Source organism: Enterococcus sp. AZ191 (assembly GCF_051713845.1).
Lineage (GTDB): Bacteria > Bacillota > Bacilli > Lactobacillales > Enterococcaceae > Enterococcus_B > Enterococcus_B durans.
Genome location: NZ_JBIOQS010000001.1, coordinates 2,527,821 through 2,543,238, shown reverse-complemented (window position 1 = coordinate 2,543,238; position 15,418 = coordinate 2,527,821). Strand labels below are relative to the sequence as shown.

Here is a 15,418-nt window from a genome sequence, read left to right as displayed (position 1 = left end):
GTTAGCTCCGTACTGACCTGACACTCCCCACGACTAAAGTCGTGGGGTTCTTAGGTAATACGTCCTAACGGACACAAATTTACTAAGCTATCCCCGAAAGTCCTTCGGTTTTAATATTTATACTCGCATTGATGTCTCGGTCGTGGTGTGTACCACAATTGCAGCAAGTCCATTCACGAATATTTAGCTCTTTCTTGCCATCTTTATGACCACACAAAGAACAAATTTGTGAACTTGGGTAAAATTGATCAACCTTAACTAAGGTTCTTCCTTTCCATTCACACTTGTAAGCAAGTTGTCTGACGAACTCACTCCAAGAGACATCTGCAATTGATTTAGCTAGTTTGTGATTTTTAACCATACCTTTTACATTCAAGTCTTCAATACAAATGATTTGGTTTTCATCAGTTATACGTGAAGACAGCTGGTGTAAAAAGTTGCTTCGTTGGTTAAAAATCTTTTCATGGATACGTGATACTTTCAATTTTTGTTTTTGGCAGTTTTTGCACTCATCTAATTTACGATTGTGCTTTTTGGCTACTTCTAATCTTCTTGAAAGCTTGCGTTGTTCAATTACCAAACATTTTTCCATGGATCGATAGAATTTCTCGTTATCTATCTTTTCTCCTGCGGACGTTATGCAGAAATGTGCGATACCTAAGTCCAACCCGATTGATTCTTCAACTGGTTCTTTTTGGAAGTTTTCGGTATCTACTAAAAAGGTGGCAAAGTATTTACCCGATTTCGATTGGCTAACTGTTACGCTCATTAGTTTCCCGTTGAACCGCAAATTTTCAGCCATTTTTACCCAACCAACTTTAGATACGTAAAAGTAGTTGTTATTTACTTTCATACCCATAGCTGTCCGATAGGATTTTTTTGACTACTTTTTACTCTTGAATTTTGGAAAACCAAAGTTAGATTTGAAAGTATTCTTGTATGCTTTATTTAAATCCATGGTCACTTGGCTAAGGGGTTGAGCTTCAACTTCTTTCAACCAAGAATATTCATCCATCTTTTTTAATGCCGCATACGTTGTCTTATCTTCTTGATAGTCAGCATTTTCTTTTTTCATTTTGTAATTCGTTATGCGTTGATCTAATAGAAAATTCCAATAGAAGCGGACGCAACCGAATGTCTTTTGAAATTGAATTTGTTGCCTTTTGTTGGGATAGATACGAATCTTATGAGCCTTCTTCATTTCTGCACACCTCCTTAACGTTATCAATATCTTGTTCTTTGGTTCTCAACATACCGTTTAATCGTGGCGCTAGATACATTTCTTGCCGTTGAAACAAAGTAAGAACGTGTCCAAACACTCGGCATTTTGCTTAAGTGTTCAAACTCTTGTCTTAACGTTCGTGATGTCTTTCCTTTAATCACTTTCATTATGTCAGAAGGCGAATATGTCGGTTGAACATTCACAAACAAATGACAATGGTCTTTGTCTGTTTCTATAGCAAGGATGTTCCACTCGTTTTCTTGGCAAATTTCTGCGACAAGTGATTTGAATCTAGCGTCCACATCGGAATTAACAAATATTTTCCGGCGATACCTTGGACAAAAAACAAAGTGGTAATTGATTAACGATACAGTTGTCTTTGTATGTCTGTAATCGTTATCCATGACCTTATTATGCATTAAGTTATAAAAAAGAATTTGAATTTCAAAGGTATCCCTCCTAAGTTTTATGATAGAATAATAACATATAAAAAATAAATAAGTAGATTTAAATAAAGTTTTATATGTTTTTTAATTAAGACGAAAGGAGTGACATAATAGTGGAGATAAAATAAGTTTAAATCCGAAGGTAAACGCTTTAATTTCGGATGTATGATAACAATACTGATTTTAATGACTCGTATTGTTGATTTTTAGCAGAGTAATTAATAAAAGAAAGGATTGAATAATTTTTGTACACATGTTTTTCTTGTTAATTTTTGTTATTAAATTACAAGAATGGTTTTATTTAATATAACATTTTAATGATTGGAAAATTTGCTGATCCTTGATTTTATGATCGAATTGTTTGTTTCTCGAAAAGGCGCTAAAAGTGTCATTTTTTATTCAGACAAGTGCTTGTATGACTCTTTCGCAGATGACCGCAATCCTATGTTTATCAATTGAAAGGAGATAAATGAAAATGAAGGCGTATTTAGTTGGCTTATGGCTATCCATGTCAGTGTCTCTTTGGTGTGTGATAGAGGCGTATCTTGATTATCCTGGACCTGTGAGTTTTGCTTTTATGTTTATCATAATCGTTCCAGGCTTAATTGGACTTTACTTTTCAACAAAAATAAAGACTGTAAAGTGGAGATGGTTACTACTAGTAATGAATTACCTCTTTGCAACAATGTCGAATATTGTTCATTTTTTCGTAGTAGCATTTGAACTATTTTTAAAATAAATAAGAAAAGAAAACTGAAAAAGGAGTTGTTTTTATGTTTTCACTAAAAAGTAAAACGTATACTAAGCTTTCTTTGACTTTATCAACAATCACGATTCTCTTTACGAGCTTCTATTTTATTCCGTCTATGAGGGAGAACCCACTTTTTCTTGCGCTCACTATGGCAGGGTGCTGGATGAGTGGCAGTGCTAATTTAATGATTTCCACAAAAATTGAGCCTCAGTGGTTAAAAAGAAGCAGTATCTTCCTTAATTTGTTCTGTGTGTTAGGGAGCAATTGGTTTTTATATTCATCGAATTGAAATGAAGTTGGGCAAAACGAAATGGATGACCAAAAATGAACGCATAGTTAGTTGGCTTATGACTATCCATGTTAGGGGCTCCCTAGTGTGTGATAGAGGCGTATACAAAATAATAAATAGTTAAACGGATGAATTTTTTTAAAGGAGTGATGTTAATGTTTCAAATAAACAGTAAAACGTGCACGAAGTTTTCAAAGTATTTCTTAATCGGCAGTGTTTTCTTACTGGCATGGCTGATGATTATTTGGTTTAGTCGTAGTTTGTACGCAGACGTAGCGGTTGTCTATTATCTTTCCTGTTTACTCAGTGGTATCAGTTTTATTTTTGCTACAGGCACCCATTCAAAAATTTTAAAAAGGCTAACTGCAGTTGTCCATTTTAGTAGTATTTATGTATTGTCTCTATATATCATCGGCTTATTATTGTGGGAAAACCCTACTGTGTTACTTGCAATAGTTGCCTATTTGCTACTGTCCATCTGGATACTGAAAGTTTACGAGCAGAAATGGGTAGTAATCACTTGTTTAGGGATACCGATGATTCTTTCAACTGTTTTTTTTATCAAGCTCAATTACGAATTAATCATTTATGGAGAACGATTGGGGTGAGACGCTCTGGGATACACGGTCATCCTTAACATTTCAGGTTTAATTGGTTTGACTCTTTCGACAATACTCAATAATGGAAAAGTTAAATGGATACTTCTAGGAATCAATTATTTTTTTGCAGCCTATTACCACATCCTCATCTTCATCTTCCTTTATTGAGATGCCGCTATACACGTTGTTGATTACTTGAAAGGAAAGCGACTAAAATATAAAAAAATTTTTATCTGAAAGGAATAAGGTGAATGTTTCCCATAAACAGTAAAACGTGCACAAAGGTTTCAAAGTGTTTCTTAATCGGTAGTGTTTTCTTACTGGCATGGCTGATGATTATTTTGTTTAGCAATATTTTGGAGGGAGACATAGTGGTTGTTTATTATCTTTCCTGTTTACTCAGTGGTATCAGTTTGATTTTTACTACAGGTACGCATTTAGACTCTTTGAAAGGATGGGGGATGTTCGTTCATTTTAGTAGTATTTATTTGGTTGCTGTCATCCTTGTCCCGTTGTCTGGAGGGATAATTTTAATCGTATCGATCCTTACTTATTTATTGGTACCTACAATGTCACGAAGGTTGCCAAGAAAACAAACACAACAACGGATGTAGATGCTTTTATTAGGGCCTCCAATGTTATATTCAATTACCTATTTCATTAGAATCAATTACTACTTAATGGCGTTTGACGGAGAAATTATCAAATATCTCATTTTCATGAGTATCTCTGGCTTAGTAGGACTTATTCTTTCAACAGGCCTTGATAACGGAAAAACTAAATGGATACTGCTAGGAATCAATTATGCATTTGCGACCTATTTTCATATCGTTATTTGGATTCTTGGGTGATACTACAAGTTTACAATGGTAAGTGATTAAAAAAGACAAATGTTCTTAATTAAAAATACTATTGAAAAAAAGAGTTGCTGCTGGTGAATCGTAGATACTTACATAAAAAAGTTGTCCGTTCAAATCATGAGCTGTTCATTTTTTAAGATGACGGGGTCTGTTCAAGGTGTGAGAAATAAAGGATGAAATTTTCAAAAATATGACGTATAATGTAAAATACTGAAAAGTTGCGACCTTCAACTCGTAGATGTTTCAGAATCTAATTGAAATGATGGTGATACCATGACAGACAACAGCAAAACACGTGTTGTCGTTGGGATGAGTGGCGGAGTCGACTCATCTGTAACAGCACTTTTGTTAAAGGAACAAGGCTATGACGTAGTCGGGATCTTCATGAAAAACTGGGATGATACTGACGAAAATGGCGTATGTACTGCGACCGAAGACTATAAAGATGTCGCTAAAGTAGCGGCACAAATCGGCATTCCTTATTATTCTGTTAATTTTGAAAAAGAATACTGGGATCGTGTCTTTGAATATTTCTTAGCGGAATATCGAGCTGGCCGAACACCGAATCCTGATGTAATGTGTAACAAAGAAATTAAGTTCAAAGCTTTCTTAGATTACGCAATGGATCTAGGTGCTGAATATGTAGCGACAGGACACTACGCACAAGTAACGCGTGATGAAAATGGTGTTGTGCATATGCTTCGCGGTGTAGATAATAATAAGGACCAAACCTATTTTCTTAGTCAATTATCACAAGAACAATTATCAAAGACACTCTTTCCTCTAGGTGGGATGGAAAAAACTGAAGTACGTGCTATTGCAGAACGTGCAGGGTTAGCGACTGCGAAGAAGAAAGATTCTACAGGTATTTGTTTTATTGGCGAAAAGAATTTCAAACAATTTTTAAGCAACTATTTACCTGCCAAAAAAGGGAATATGGTGACACTAGACGGTGAAGTCAAAGGCCAACATGCAGGATTGATGTACTATACGATTGGCCAACGTCAAGGATTAGGAATTGGTGGCGGTGGTGCTTCACAAGAACCTTGGTTTGTCGTTGGAAAAGATCTAGTAACGAATACGCTATATGTAGGACAAGGATTCCATCATCCAGCTTTGTATGCTACAAGTCTTGATGCAAGTGAAATCCACTTCACTACAAATGAAGAAATGCCTAAAGAATTCAAATGTACGGCAAAATTCCGTTATCGTCAACAAGATGTACCGGTAACTGTACATTTGTTGGAAGGAAACCGTGCAGAAGTAGTGTTTGACGAACCTGTACGAGCAATCACTCCAGGACAAGCTGTCGTTTTTTATGATGGAATGGAATGCTTAGGTGGCGGCTTGATCGACCATGCGTACCAAGAAACAAAAGTTTTACAATATGTTTAATCACAACAGTAATTAAACCTTGAATAGCAAGAGAAGGCTATGTCCTTTTAGTAGACTGTAGACAAAGAAATTCTTTGTCTACAGTCTTTTGTTTTTTATATGTTGTCCAAGAACATACTAAAATGGTGATAGGATATTTTTAAGTGAATAATATTGTGAGAGGAAATGATGAAAATAAAAAAAGTATTTAGATGAACTTGAATTAAAGTACAACGAATATTTGGTGGAAATTGTCGCTAATATATTTCAGAGATAATAAAAATTTTTTGCTAAATAAACTGTATGTTCTAAACATCAGTCGGTCAATACGGATGAAGTAATTTAATGCATCAGCAAGTAATTAATTTGTCCGTCATGCAATTTGTAAAGAGGTACTACCAAAAGTTGTAAGGAATTGGACAATAGTTTTTGATAATTTTGCAAATTTAGTGAATAGCTTGCCTTGGAGTGCACTTCAAGGTTTATGATAACTTATATAAAAAGATGAGGTGATTATTTGATGAATATTAAAAAAGCTGCGGAAATGTTTGATTTGAGTGTAGATACACTACGCTATTATGAACGTGTTGGTGTCATACCACCTGTTCACCGTAACGAAAGCGGTTATCGAGATTATACTACGAATAATTTGAATTGGATTTATCTAGCAAAAAACTTACGAAATGCTGGTTTATCGATTGAATCACTCATTGAGTTTGCTCAGCTGGCACAATTGCGTAAAACGAAGAATGTAGAAAAAGTGCAGAAGCAGATCTTGTCTGATCAATTAAAAGAATTAGACCAAAAATTAGCGGAAATGCAGGAAGTTAGAGACCTACTTATTTATAAGATAGAAACGTATGATGACCATATTGCAAAATTTAAAGCAGGTGAAATGGAACCTGATAAAGTTGAAAAATTATGGGAACGAAAAAAATAAATCTTTTCTCTTGCTATGGACTTAACTCTAAGGTTTAGGATAGAACATGTAAAGAAAATTAGAGGAGGAAAACAATATGCAGAAAATAACTTTGAACAATGGTGTAGAAATGCCTCAATTAGGATTTGGTGTTTATCAAATTCCATTGGAGGAAACAGCTGCAGTAGTATATCAAGCAATTAAAGCAGGGTACCGTCTGATTGATACAGCTTCGATTTACGGAAATGAAAAAGAAACAGGGGAAGGAATCAAACGTGCCATCAATGAAGGACTAGTTACTCGAGAAGAACTTTTTGTTACTTCTAAATTGTTTATTCTTCAAGCACCAGAAGAAAAAGCTGCGGAAACGATTGAACATTCTCTTAAAGTAATGGGGTTGGATTATCTGGATCTTTATCTTATTCATCAACCATACGGAGATATTTATGGTGCATGGCGATCAATGGTTGAGGCTCAAAAAGCAGGAAAATTACGTGCCATTGGGATTTCAAATTTCAAATCAGCTAAGATGATCGAGTTTGTGGGTTTGAATGAGGTAAAACCTCAAGTCAATCAAATCGAAGTGAATCCATGGAATCAACGAGTTGAAGATCAAGAATGGCATGAAAAATATAGCGTACAAGTGGAAGCTTGGGCACCATTTGCAGAAGGGCGTCACGAACTATTTAACAATCCTGTATTAACAGAAATCGGTAAACAGTATGGTAAGACAGTGGGACAAGTTGTACTACGTTGGTTAATGCAAAGAGGGATTGTTGCTTTAGCAAAATCAGTTCATCCTGAACGAATGGCTGAAAACATTGATATTTTTGATTTTGAGCTTTCAAAAGAAGATGTTGAAAAGATAGCGGCTTTAGATAGGAAAGAATCTGCGTTCTTTGACCATGATGCACCCCAACAAGTAGAATGGTTTATGAATCGGATGTTGGATACAGAAAAATGAGCAAAAACATACTGATTATTGGTGCTGGCGGTCAGATTCCACAGGTATTAATCCCACTTTTGCAAGAGCAACCTGATTTACATTTGACTTTATTTGGGCGTTATGCCGCTGACTTACCTTATACAAATGTAACAAAGGTTTCTGGAGATGCTGGAAATTTAACTGACTTGATCAATGTTATGAAAAATCAAGATGTCATTTATATGAATTTTGATAATAAAAAAGTAACAGAAATTGTGATCGATGCGATGCATAAAACGGGTGTGAAACGAATCATTCAAGCAGGTGTACTTAGCGTGTATGGTGAAGTTGCAGAACCGTTTGCTATATGGAATAGTCGTATGATGGGAGGGCCAATCGCCCATGAGCGGGGTGTAGAAGCATTGGAAGCAAGTGATTTGGATTATACTTATATGCGTATAACTTGGCTCTATAATGGGAATCGAAAGGACTATATTGCAAGTCCTAAGGGAGAACCGTTTTTAGGTGCTCAAATTACGAGACGTGCCATTGCACAATTTCTAATGGACAATATCACAGGAAAAAGAAATGACATTCGAGGAAGTATCGGCTTGTGGGAACCTGGTTCAGAAAATAAATCAAAACCTGATTTTTATTGATAAAAGAATACAATTTTAGCAATATAGTACAGTAAAAGTGAATTCTGTGGTATCAGTCATTAGATAATTGATGCTGCAGTATTTTTATGGATAAATAAGTGATAAAAATAGCGAAAAAGGCGTTTAAGAAACGAATTTCATATTTTTAATAACGATTATATGTCTCATTATTATTGGGTTTATTAGTTTATCTAAAATGATAAGTAAAATAAAAGGAAGTGAAATGATGAAAAATCTCAAAACATTGATTGTCTATTATTCACGAACTGGAAATACAAAGGTAGTTGCTAAACTGATTCAAGAAATGGTTGGTGGAGATCTTGTACAAATTGAAACAGAAAAAAGACCAACAGATTAATGGATAGAAAGAAGTTAGAAAATTTGAATAGAGAAAAATTCGGTGTCATTTTACCAATTACATTATTATCTTATTTTTTGATATTGATGGATAATTCAATCATTTTTACAAGTTCTGTGCAGATAGGTGAAAGTTTAGGGTTATCTGCCTCAGCACTTTCATGGGTATCAAGTGCGTATACCCTCACTTTTGGAGGTTTTTTGCTATTAAGCGGACGCCTTTCTGATCTGTTAGGAAGAAAACGTATTTTTTTGATAGGCTTACTGATTTTTGGTTTCAGTTCTTTAATGATTGGGCTATCGAAAACAGCTGAAATGGTCATTATTATGCGTGCAGTACAAGGAATTGGTAGTTCCATTATCGCACCGACAACTTTGGCATTGATCATGGATGCCTATCAAAATAATATGAGACAACGTGCGATTTCTTATTATGGAGCAACTGCTGGAATTGGCTCAAGTATTGGCTTATTAGTTGGTGGTGGACTGACTAGCTTGATTTCTTGGCGTGCTGGCTTTTTAATAAATGTTCCATTTACTCTCGTATTATTTATATTAACATTGAAGTATGTGAAATCATCAGCGCGTCGAAAAGAAACTATCGACTATTTAGGTAGTTTACTTTCTATAATTGGTTTGGTGGGTATTATCTATGGTTTTACTGAAGGGATATTTAGCTTCATAGTTGTAGGTATTATCTTTATATTCTTGTTTATATTATGGGAGAGAAAGACTTCTTCGTCCATTCTACCTTTAGCACTTTTTCAAAATAAGACTCGTTCTGGTGCTTATGCGACTCGTCTTTTATTTATGATGGCTATGTTGCCATTTTGGTTCTTTTTACCACAAATGATGCAAAGCCAATATGGTTTTTCAGCGCTAGAATCCGGGTTTGCTTTTTTGCCACTGACAATTGTTAATTTTATAATTGCGATGCAATTACCAAAGCTAACAGGAAAATTTGGTAATAATAGGGTATTACTTATTGGAGAAATAATACTAGCTATAGGGTTGATTTTACTTGCAATCTCAAATCCAGTAAATGGTTATTGGCAGACTGTTTTTGTACCTATGATCATACTGGGATTAGGTCAAGGATTAATTTTAGCACCGGTGACATCTGCGGGTGTTTATGAAGCACCTGATAAATTAGCTGGTATTGCAAGTGGTGTAACGAATACGATGCATCAAATTGGTGGTCCTATTGGGTTATCATTGATTGTTGCAACAACCACAAATTTTCAAACTGAAATCTGGATAATGGCAGTATTTACCCTTATTTCTATAGTGGTAGTAGCTATTTTCCTCAATACTGAGAAATAAAACTTTTTAATTTAGTAGTCATATAAAAAATAGAAGCTAAGATTTGATGATCGATCAAACTTTTAGCTTCTATTTTTTATAGATAATGTTTTATTACTAAAAAAAGAAAATGACTTTCAACAATAAGCGCTAGATTTCCAAAATATGGGAAGCTAATTTGAAAGTTTAATTCTTATTATCAGTGGAGCTGAAGGCCTTTTCACGACCTCTATTCACGGTGTTCAAAGAGCTGTCCTTCAACAATAAGTCAAAAAATCTCAAAACATGGAGAGCTGTTTCGAGATTTTCCTCCTTATTGCTCAGGTCAGAGCGCTCTTTTCACGACCTCTATCCACGGTGTTCAAAGGCTTGCATCTTCAACAATAAGCCCAACCAGATGAAAAACATGAAAAGCTGTTTTTTTCTGCTTGTTCTTATTGCTTGATGCAGACCAGCTTTTTCACGACCTCTGGTTTACTTTGTGCTATGTTGATGCGAGACTGTCGATTGTGTGATGTCTTCTTGCAATTGTGCGTCGTTGTGGATTTCCTGTGTGTTATGACGTACTAATAAGAAGTTTAGTAAAACAAGTACAGAGGTTGAAATAAATACACCACGATAACCAAACACACTAGACACACTTGAACCGATCATTGGGCCTACGACATTCCCAGTTGCTTGAAAAGATTGATTGTAGCTAAAGATTCTGCCTGCTGCATTGTGAGGAGAATATTTCGTGATCAACGCCTGAACAGCTGGTAGAAGACACGCATCAGAAATGCCGATCAAGAAGCGAAGTCCAGCAAGTTGCCAAACATTAGTAACAAAGGCCATTGGAATATAAACGAGAATGGCGAATCCTAATCCGATAGCTAAAATCCGTTCGCTACCGATCTTATCACCCAAACGTCCAAAACGAGGGGCAGCAATCAATGTTGCAATCCCAGGGATAGAAGCGATGATACCGCTGATCAATGTCACGTTTCCATGACCATTCAATAACTGTCGGATATACAGGCTGATAATTGGGCTGATCGAATTATTTGAAGCTTGTATGATCATTGTAGTCACAAACATGCCGATCACCACATGAGGATATTTTAAATCTTTGAAAATTTGTTTGGCAGAAGACATGTCTTCTTTTTTGATTGGTACGAATTTTTCATGAACAAAGAAGAGACTTAATAAGAAAACGAAAAATAAAATGATCCCAGTAATAAAGAAAGTTGGACGATAACCAAACGCAGAAGCAGAGATTCCGCCAAGTAGAGGACCAAGTAAAGTTCCAGTAACAGAACCAGTAGCCAAAGTACCTAATACTTGTCCGCTTTTTTCTTTGGGAGTGCCTGTTGCTACGAGTGCAGTTGCATTACTTATATAACCTGAAAAGATTCCTTGTAATAAACGTAGAGCGACTAATTGATAGACACTTGTGACACAGCCCATTAAAGAAATCACGATTGCCATCCCTAATGAGGCACGTAAAAGCATCAATTTTCGTCCTTTTTGGTCCGCTAATTTTCCCCACCAAGGTGAGATGAGTGTCGTGACTAAAAAAGTAGAAGAAAATGTTATACCGCTCCAAAAATTTAACTGCGATGTAGTATAAGATCCCAAAGTATCTATGTAAAGTGACATGAAAGGCATGACTAGACTAAAACCAATACCTGCCATAAATGTACCAAACCATAAGACAAACAAGTTTTGCTCCCATGGCTCTCTTTTTCTAAACAATTTTTCCTTTATCTGTGTGGCCAATGCAATATCCTTCTTTCTGAAAATTTCCATTTACAGTTAGTTATTATAAACTACAATATGTAGTTTATCAATGAAACTCTCTTTTTTATCTTGGTTTTTCATGGTAAACTTATTTTGTTGAGGATCTAACTTATGAGAGGACCGTAGAAATGAAAAAAAGAAATCTATCTCAAGAGAAAATCATCGCCTGCTTCCGTGAGTTAGCAGAAGAGATGGATGTTCCACAAATCACGTTTCAACATTTAGCTAAACGTCTGGATGTCAAATCGCCTTCATTGTACAACCACTTTAAAAATATGCGTGAAGTAAAGACGGCTTTGACAGCGAGATTACTGCAAGAACTCAATGATGAATTACGTCGTGCATTAGTAGGTAAAAGTGGAGCAGAAGCTTTACGTATCTATGCACAGATCTATCAATCTTTTGCGTTTGTGAATCAAGCTGTTTACGAATTACTGATCAGTATTCCGCATACAAATGAGGAAATACTATTGGACGGGATACATGAAACAAACCAGATCATTCTTCAAATTTTTGACTCATTCCCGTTAACAAAAGAAGAAAAAACACATCGTAGTAGAGAATTGAGAAGTATGATTCATGGGTATCTTTCTCTACGATTTTTGGGCTATTTCACTAAGGAACCAAAAGTCTCTCCTGAAGACAGTTATTCTTGGATGATCAATGATTTTATTGCAACTTTACCAAGCAAATGAAACAATTGTTATTTTATCTTTAGTCCCTTCATAAAATGTCCCTTTTATAAGAGAAAATTCTTGCAACTTTCTTGAAAAGTGACTAAGATGAGTCTAAGAAAAAGCGAAGAAAAGGAGTACGAATATGTATCAAGTAGTTATCATGTTCGGTGACAATGAGCCTTGGTGGTTTTTTGAAAACTGGGAAGACGATATTGAAATCGAAGAGTCATTTGATTCTTTTGAAGAAGCACAAGCAGAGTATGAAAAAAAATGGCGTACAATCAAAAATCAATATGAGTATATCAATGCAAAAAGCAACTTTCTAAGTGCCTTCTGGAATGATGGCGAGGAACGATGGTGTGAAGAGTGTGATGATGATCTACAACAATATAAAGGATTGGCTTTATTGAAAAATCATCAACCAATCACCTTAGAAAGCAGAAAGGAATTTTATGAAACAACTAATTCTAGCGGAAAAACCAAGCGTTGCGAAAGACCTAAGCAAGGTGCTTGGTGCTAATCAAAAATACAAAAACTATTACGAAGGACCTAAGGTGATCGTTACTTGGGCCCTTGGTCATTTACTGGGGTTAAAAATGCCAGAAGACCTGAATAAAGAATGGCAAAGTTGGCAGATGGAAACATTACCAATGATTCCTAAAAAGTTAGGCATCAAACCATTACCAAAAACAGGTCATCAATTGAAAGCAATCAAACAATTAGCTCAACGAAAAGATGTTTCAGAAGTGGTAATCGCGACTGATGCAGGACGAGAAGGAGAATTAGTCGCTCGTTGGATCTTGGAGTATGTACATTTTAACAAACCAGTGAAAAGACTTTGGATTTCTTCACAGACAGACAAAGCAATCAAGACTGGATTCAAGCAACTAAAACCAGCTAAAGCTTATGATACGCTATATGATTCAGCATTAGCTAGAGCAAAAGCAGACTGGTTGGTTGGTTTGAATGTTACTCGTGCATTGACTGTGAAATATCAAGATAATTTATCAGCTGGTCGTGTACAGACACCTACATTAGCGTTGGTAAGAGACCAAGAAAGAAAAATCGAAACGTTTAAACCACAAACATATTTTTCAATTTTGTTGAATGTAGAAAAAGAACAAGCAAAAATGGCTCAGAAAAATCAATTTGCGTTGAAGTCACAGGAAGAAGCGCAAGCACTGGTTCAACGTTTAAGCCAACAAAAAGGAACCGTTTCATCTATTGAAGAGAAAACGAAGACTGAGAGTGCGCCTTTACCCTATGATCTAACAGAGATCCAAAGAGAAGCAAATCAGCGTTATGGCTATTCTGCTAAGAAAACGTTGGGGTTAGTACAAAGTCTATATGAAACACATAAAATCGTAACGTATCCTCGTACAGATAGCAAATATCTGACGAATGATATGAAAAGTACAATGAGTGAACGGTTGCAAGCGGTCAGTGATTTTGCTCCAGAGGTCAAGCAATATCTAAAAAACGGGGCTATAGTCCGTCAAACCAAAGTCTTTCAGGATAATAAAGTAACTGACCATCATGCGTTGTTGCCTACTGAAAACCGTCCTCGTTATGAAAAACTAAGTAATGAAGAACAAAAAATCTATCAAATGATCGTGACCCGCTTTTTAGGATTATTTGCAGAACCACATAAAGTGAGCCAGACAAAAATTATTGTCGTTTTTGACAAAGAAGAATTTATTTTCCGTCAAACCAAAGTATTACAAGCAGGGTGGAAAACAGTAAGCCAAGAGGAAGCAAGTAAGTTTGATTGGCAACAAGGACTACGTATCCAACCGGATTTTACGATCAAAAAAGAACTGTCCGCACCGCCAAAACCGCTGACTGAAGCGAGTCTTTTAGGTCAAATGGAAAAATATAGTTTGGGTACACCAGCAACAAGGGCAGAGATTATCGAAAAGCTGATCAAATCTGAATTGATGGAACGTACGCCACAAGGCTTACAAGTTTCTCCTAAAGGAAAACAATTATTAGAGTTGGTGAATCCTTCACTCGTTTCTCCAGAATTGACTGAAAGTTGGGAGAAAGACCTAGAGGCGATTGCTGCTGGTAAAAAACAGGCAGAACACTTCTTAAAAGAAATCGAAAAAGAAACAAAACGTTTAGTTCAGGAAATTAAAACAAGTAAGCAAACGTATCAAGATTTCTCAATCACACAAAAGAAGTGTCCAGAGTGTGGGTCCAATCTCCGTGAAAAAAATACGCGCGATGGAAAAATCTATGTTTGTACTAATCAGGACTGTGATTATCGTCGTCGAAAAGATCCCAAAGTGTCCAATCACCGTTGTCCACAATGTCATCGTAAAATGGAAATTATTGAAGGCAAGAATGGTGCCTATTTCCGTTGCAAATATGATGGTACAACGGAGAAAATGCTAGGGAAAAAAGAACAGAAGAAACAAATGACCAAACATGAAGAACGTCGATTGATTAAAAAATATTCTCAAGCAGATGAACCAGAGGAAAGTCCACTGGCAGCTGCACTAAAAGCAGCCATGGAAAAATAGAGAATAAGAAATCAGAACAGAAGTGTTCAACTCCAAGAAGTAAGAAGAAATTCATGAAATTGTTTTTCAATTTTTTGAATCTCAGCTTATTTGCTCGGAGCTGAATGCTTCTTTCACAACCTTATCCACGGTGTTCAAAGAGCTGACCTTCAACAATAAGTCAAAAAATCTCAAAATATGGAAAGCTATTTCGAGATTTTCCTCCTTATTGCTCAGGTCAAAGCGCTCTTTTCACAACCTTTATAACCTTTCATAAATCGGCTCATGGTCTAAATGGGTTAAGATCGTTAGGAAATCGGTGAATTTTAGGATCAATGTGGTTGTATTTATATTTGGGTGGAAGCCGACAGTGCTTTTTTGATCGATATCAGAGTCGATGATTACTTTGATCAGATGATCTTTATCATGCATCAATGCTAGAGGTGTAACTGTGCCTGGTGCAACACCTAATAAGTCTTTGAGCTGTTCTTCTGAGACAAAAGATAGACGTTTTTCTTCTAGTTGATCTGCAAGTTGTTTTAGATTTGCTTGTTTTTCGTCGGGTAAGATAACTAGATAGATTTGTTTTCCTTTTTTGGCTTTTAATAATAAGTTCTTTACTTGTGGTCCTGGAAGAGTAAATGGGATATTTTTAACAGAAGTTATTGCTGGATGCTCCACTTTCTGATAAGAGATGCTTAAGTGATCAAGCAACTCGTAGGCTTCTTGTTCAGTTGCAAGTGCCATATTATAAG

Annotated in this window: 14 protein-coding genes and 1 pseudogene; 11 read left to right on the top strand and 4 right to left on the bottom strand. The window is 35.9% G+C overall.

Annotated elements, in window-relative coordinates:
* Positions 1-82 precede the first annotated feature (82 nt).
* Positions 83-1,201 (bottom strand): annotated as a pseudogene (locus IGI47_RS12300) (RNA-guided endonuclease TnpB family protein).
* A 23-nt stretch (positions 1,202-1,224) separates the two neighbouring features.
* Positions 1,225-1,626, bottom strand: a complete 402-nt coding sequence (gene tnpA / locus IGI47_RS12295) for an IS200/IS605 family transposase (protein WP_005880176.1) — start codon at positions 1,624-1,626, stop codon at positions 1,225-1,227.
* Positions 1,627-2,863: 1,237 nt separating this feature from the next.
* On the opposite strand from tnpA, the gene IGI47_RS12290 reads away from it, so the two are divergent.
* From IGI47_RS12290 to IGI47_RS12255, 8 genes are all read left to right on the top strand, one after another.
* On the top strand, positions 2,864-3,316 hold the full coding sequence (locus IGI47_RS12290) for a hypothetical protein (RefSeq protein ID WP_438784345.1): 453 nt from the start codon (positions 2,864-2,866) through the stop codon (positions 3,314-3,316).
* A gap of 362 nt (positions 3,317-3,678) precedes the next feature.
* Positions 3,679-3,921 carry a hypothetical protein gene (locus tag IGI47_RS12285; protein WP_438784344.1) on the top strand — a complete coding sequence of 81 codons (243 nt, stop codon included), beginning with the start codon at positions 3,679-3,681 and terminating at the stop codon, positions 3,919-3,921.
* 519 nt (positions 3,922-4,440) lie between these two features.
* Positions 4,441-5,562, top strand: a complete 1,122-nt coding sequence (gene mnmA / locus IGI47_RS12280) for a tRNA 2-thiouridine(34) synthase MnmA (RefSeq protein WP_438784343.1) — start codon at positions 4,441-4,443, stop codon at positions 5,560-5,562.
* A 499-nt stretch (positions 5,563-6,061) separates the two neighbouring features.
* A complete protein-coding gene (locus IGI47_RS12275; RefSeq protein WP_438784342.1) occupies positions 6,062-6,481 on the top strand; it encodes a MerR family transcriptional regulator in 420 nt (139 codons plus the stop codon).
* A 76-nt stretch (positions 6,482-6,557) separates the two neighbouring features.
* The gene (locus IGI47_RS12270) at positions 6,558-7,424 is read left to right on the top strand and encodes an aldo/keto reductase (RefSeq protein WP_438784341.1); all 867 of its coding nucleotides are present in this window, start codon (positions 6,558-6,560) and stop codon (positions 7,422-7,424) included.
* Positions 7,421-8,044 (top strand): NAD(P)H-binding protein, encoded by a 624-nt coding sequence (locus IGI47_RS12265; RefSeq protein WP_438784340.1) that lies wholly within the window; start codon positions 7,421-7,423, stop codon positions 8,042-8,044. Before IGI47_RS12270 ends, IGI47_RS12265 begins: the two co-directional genes overlap by 4 nt.
* 226 nt (positions 8,045-8,270) lie before the next feature.
* Positions 8,271-8,402: a flavodoxin gene (locus IGI47_RS12260; RefSeq protein WP_334203874.1), complete on the top strand. Its 132-nt coding sequence runs from the start codon at positions 8,271-8,273 to the stop codon at positions 8,400-8,402.
* Entirely contained in the window at positions 8,402-9,724 is a 1,323-nt protein-coding gene (locus IGI47_RS12255) for an MFS transporter (protein ID WP_438784339.1), read from the top strand. Before IGI47_RS12260 ends, IGI47_RS12255 begins: the two co-directional genes overlap by 1 nt.
* A 453-nt stretch (positions 9,725-10,177) precedes the next feature.
* Here the strand turns inward: IGI47_RS12255 and IGI47_RS12250 are convergent, their stop codons facing one another.
* The gene (locus tag IGI47_RS12250; RefSeq protein WP_311930776.1) at positions 10,178-11,461 is read right to left on the bottom strand and encodes a multidrug efflux MFS transporter; all 1,284 of its coding nucleotides are present in this window, start codon (positions 11,459-11,461) and stop codon (positions 10,178-10,180) included.
* A 149-nt stretch (positions 11,462-11,610) separates the two neighbouring features.
* Here IGI47_RS12250 and IGI47_RS12245 point away from each other — a divergent pair, with 149 nt between their 5' ends.
* The 3 genes from IGI47_RS12245 (at position 11,611) to IGI47_RS12235 (ending at position 14,684) form a co-directional block, all read left to right on the top strand.
* Positions 11,611-12,177, top strand: coding sequence for a TetR/AcrR family transcriptional regulator (locus IGI47_RS12245; protein WP_438784338.1), 567 nt, complete (start codon positions 11,611-11,613; stop codon positions 12,175-12,177).
* Between the two features lie 124 nt (positions 12,178-12,301).
* Positions 12,302-12,679, top strand: a complete 378-nt coding sequence (locus IGI47_RS12240; RefSeq protein WP_311930774.1) for a DUF1033 family protein — start codon at positions 12,302-12,304, stop codon at positions 12,677-12,679.
* Complete coding sequence (locus tag IGI47_RS12235; RefSeq protein WP_438784337.1) at positions 12,612-14,684, top strand: DNA topoisomerase III; 2,073 nt, start codon at positions 12,612-12,614, stop codon at positions 14,682-14,684. The genes IGI47_RS12240 and IGI47_RS12235 overlap by 68 nt, the downstream gene beginning before the upstream one ends.
* A 240-nt stretch (positions 14,685-14,924) precedes the next feature.
* On the opposite strand, the gene IGI47_RS12230 is transcribed toward IGI47_RS12235, so the two are convergent.
* Positions 14,925-15,410, bottom strand: a complete 486-nt coding sequence (locus IGI47_RS12230; RefSeq protein WP_311930773.1) for a prolyl-tRNA synthetase associated domain-containing protein — start codon at positions 15,408-15,410, stop codon at positions 14,925-14,927.
* Between the last annotated feature and the right edge of the window lie 8 nt (positions 15,411-15,418).

Bases quoted from the DNA above. Each gene is read 5' to 3' on its own strand.
- IGI47_RS12235 (WP_438784337.1), top strand. From the start codon at position 12,612: ATGAAACAACTAATTCTAGCGGAAAAACCAAGCGTTGCGAAAGACCTA.
- IGI47_RS12255 (WP_438784339.1), top strand. From the start codon at position 8,402: ATGGATAGAAAGAAGTTAGAAAATTTGAATAGAGAAAAATTCGGTGTC.
- IGI47_RS12245 (WP_438784338.1), top strand. From the start codon at position 11,611: ATGAAAAAAAGAAATCTATCTCAAGAGAAAATCATCGCCTGCTTCCGT.
- IGI47_RS12265 (WP_438784340.1), top strand. From the start codon at position 7,421: ATGAGCAAAAACATACTGATTATTGGTGCTGGCGGTCAGATTCCACAG.
- IGI47_RS12260 (WP_334203874.1), top strand. From the start codon at position 8,271: ATGAAAAATCTCAAAACATTGATTGTCTATTATTCACGAACTGGAAAT.
- IGI47_RS12290 (WP_438784345.1), top strand. From the start codon at position 2,864: ATGTTTCAAATAAACAGTAAAACGTGCACGAAGTTTTCAAAGTATTTC.
- IGI47_RS12270 (WP_438784341.1), top strand. From the start codon at position 6,558: ATGCAGAAAATAACTTTGAACAATGGTGTAGAAATGCCTCAATTAGGA.
- IGI47_RS12230 (WP_311930773.1), bottom strand. From the start codon at position 15,410: ATGGCACTTGCAACTGAACAAGAAGCCTACGAGTTGCTTGATCACTTA.
- mnmA (WP_438784343.1), top strand. From the start codon at position 4,441: ATGACAGACAACAGCAAAACACGTGTTGTCGTTGGGATGAGTGGCGGA.
- tnpA (WP_005880176.1), bottom strand. From the start codon at position 1,626: ATGGATAACGATTACAGACATACAAAGACAACTGTATCGTTAATCAAT.
- IGI47_RS12240 (WP_311930774.1), top strand. From the start codon at position 12,302: ATGTATCAAGTAGTTATCATGTTCGGTGACAATGAGCCTTGGTGGTTT.
- IGI47_RS12275 (WP_438784342.1), top strand. From the start codon at position 6,062: ATGAATATTAAAAAAGCTGCGGAAATGTTTGATTTGAGTGTAGATACA.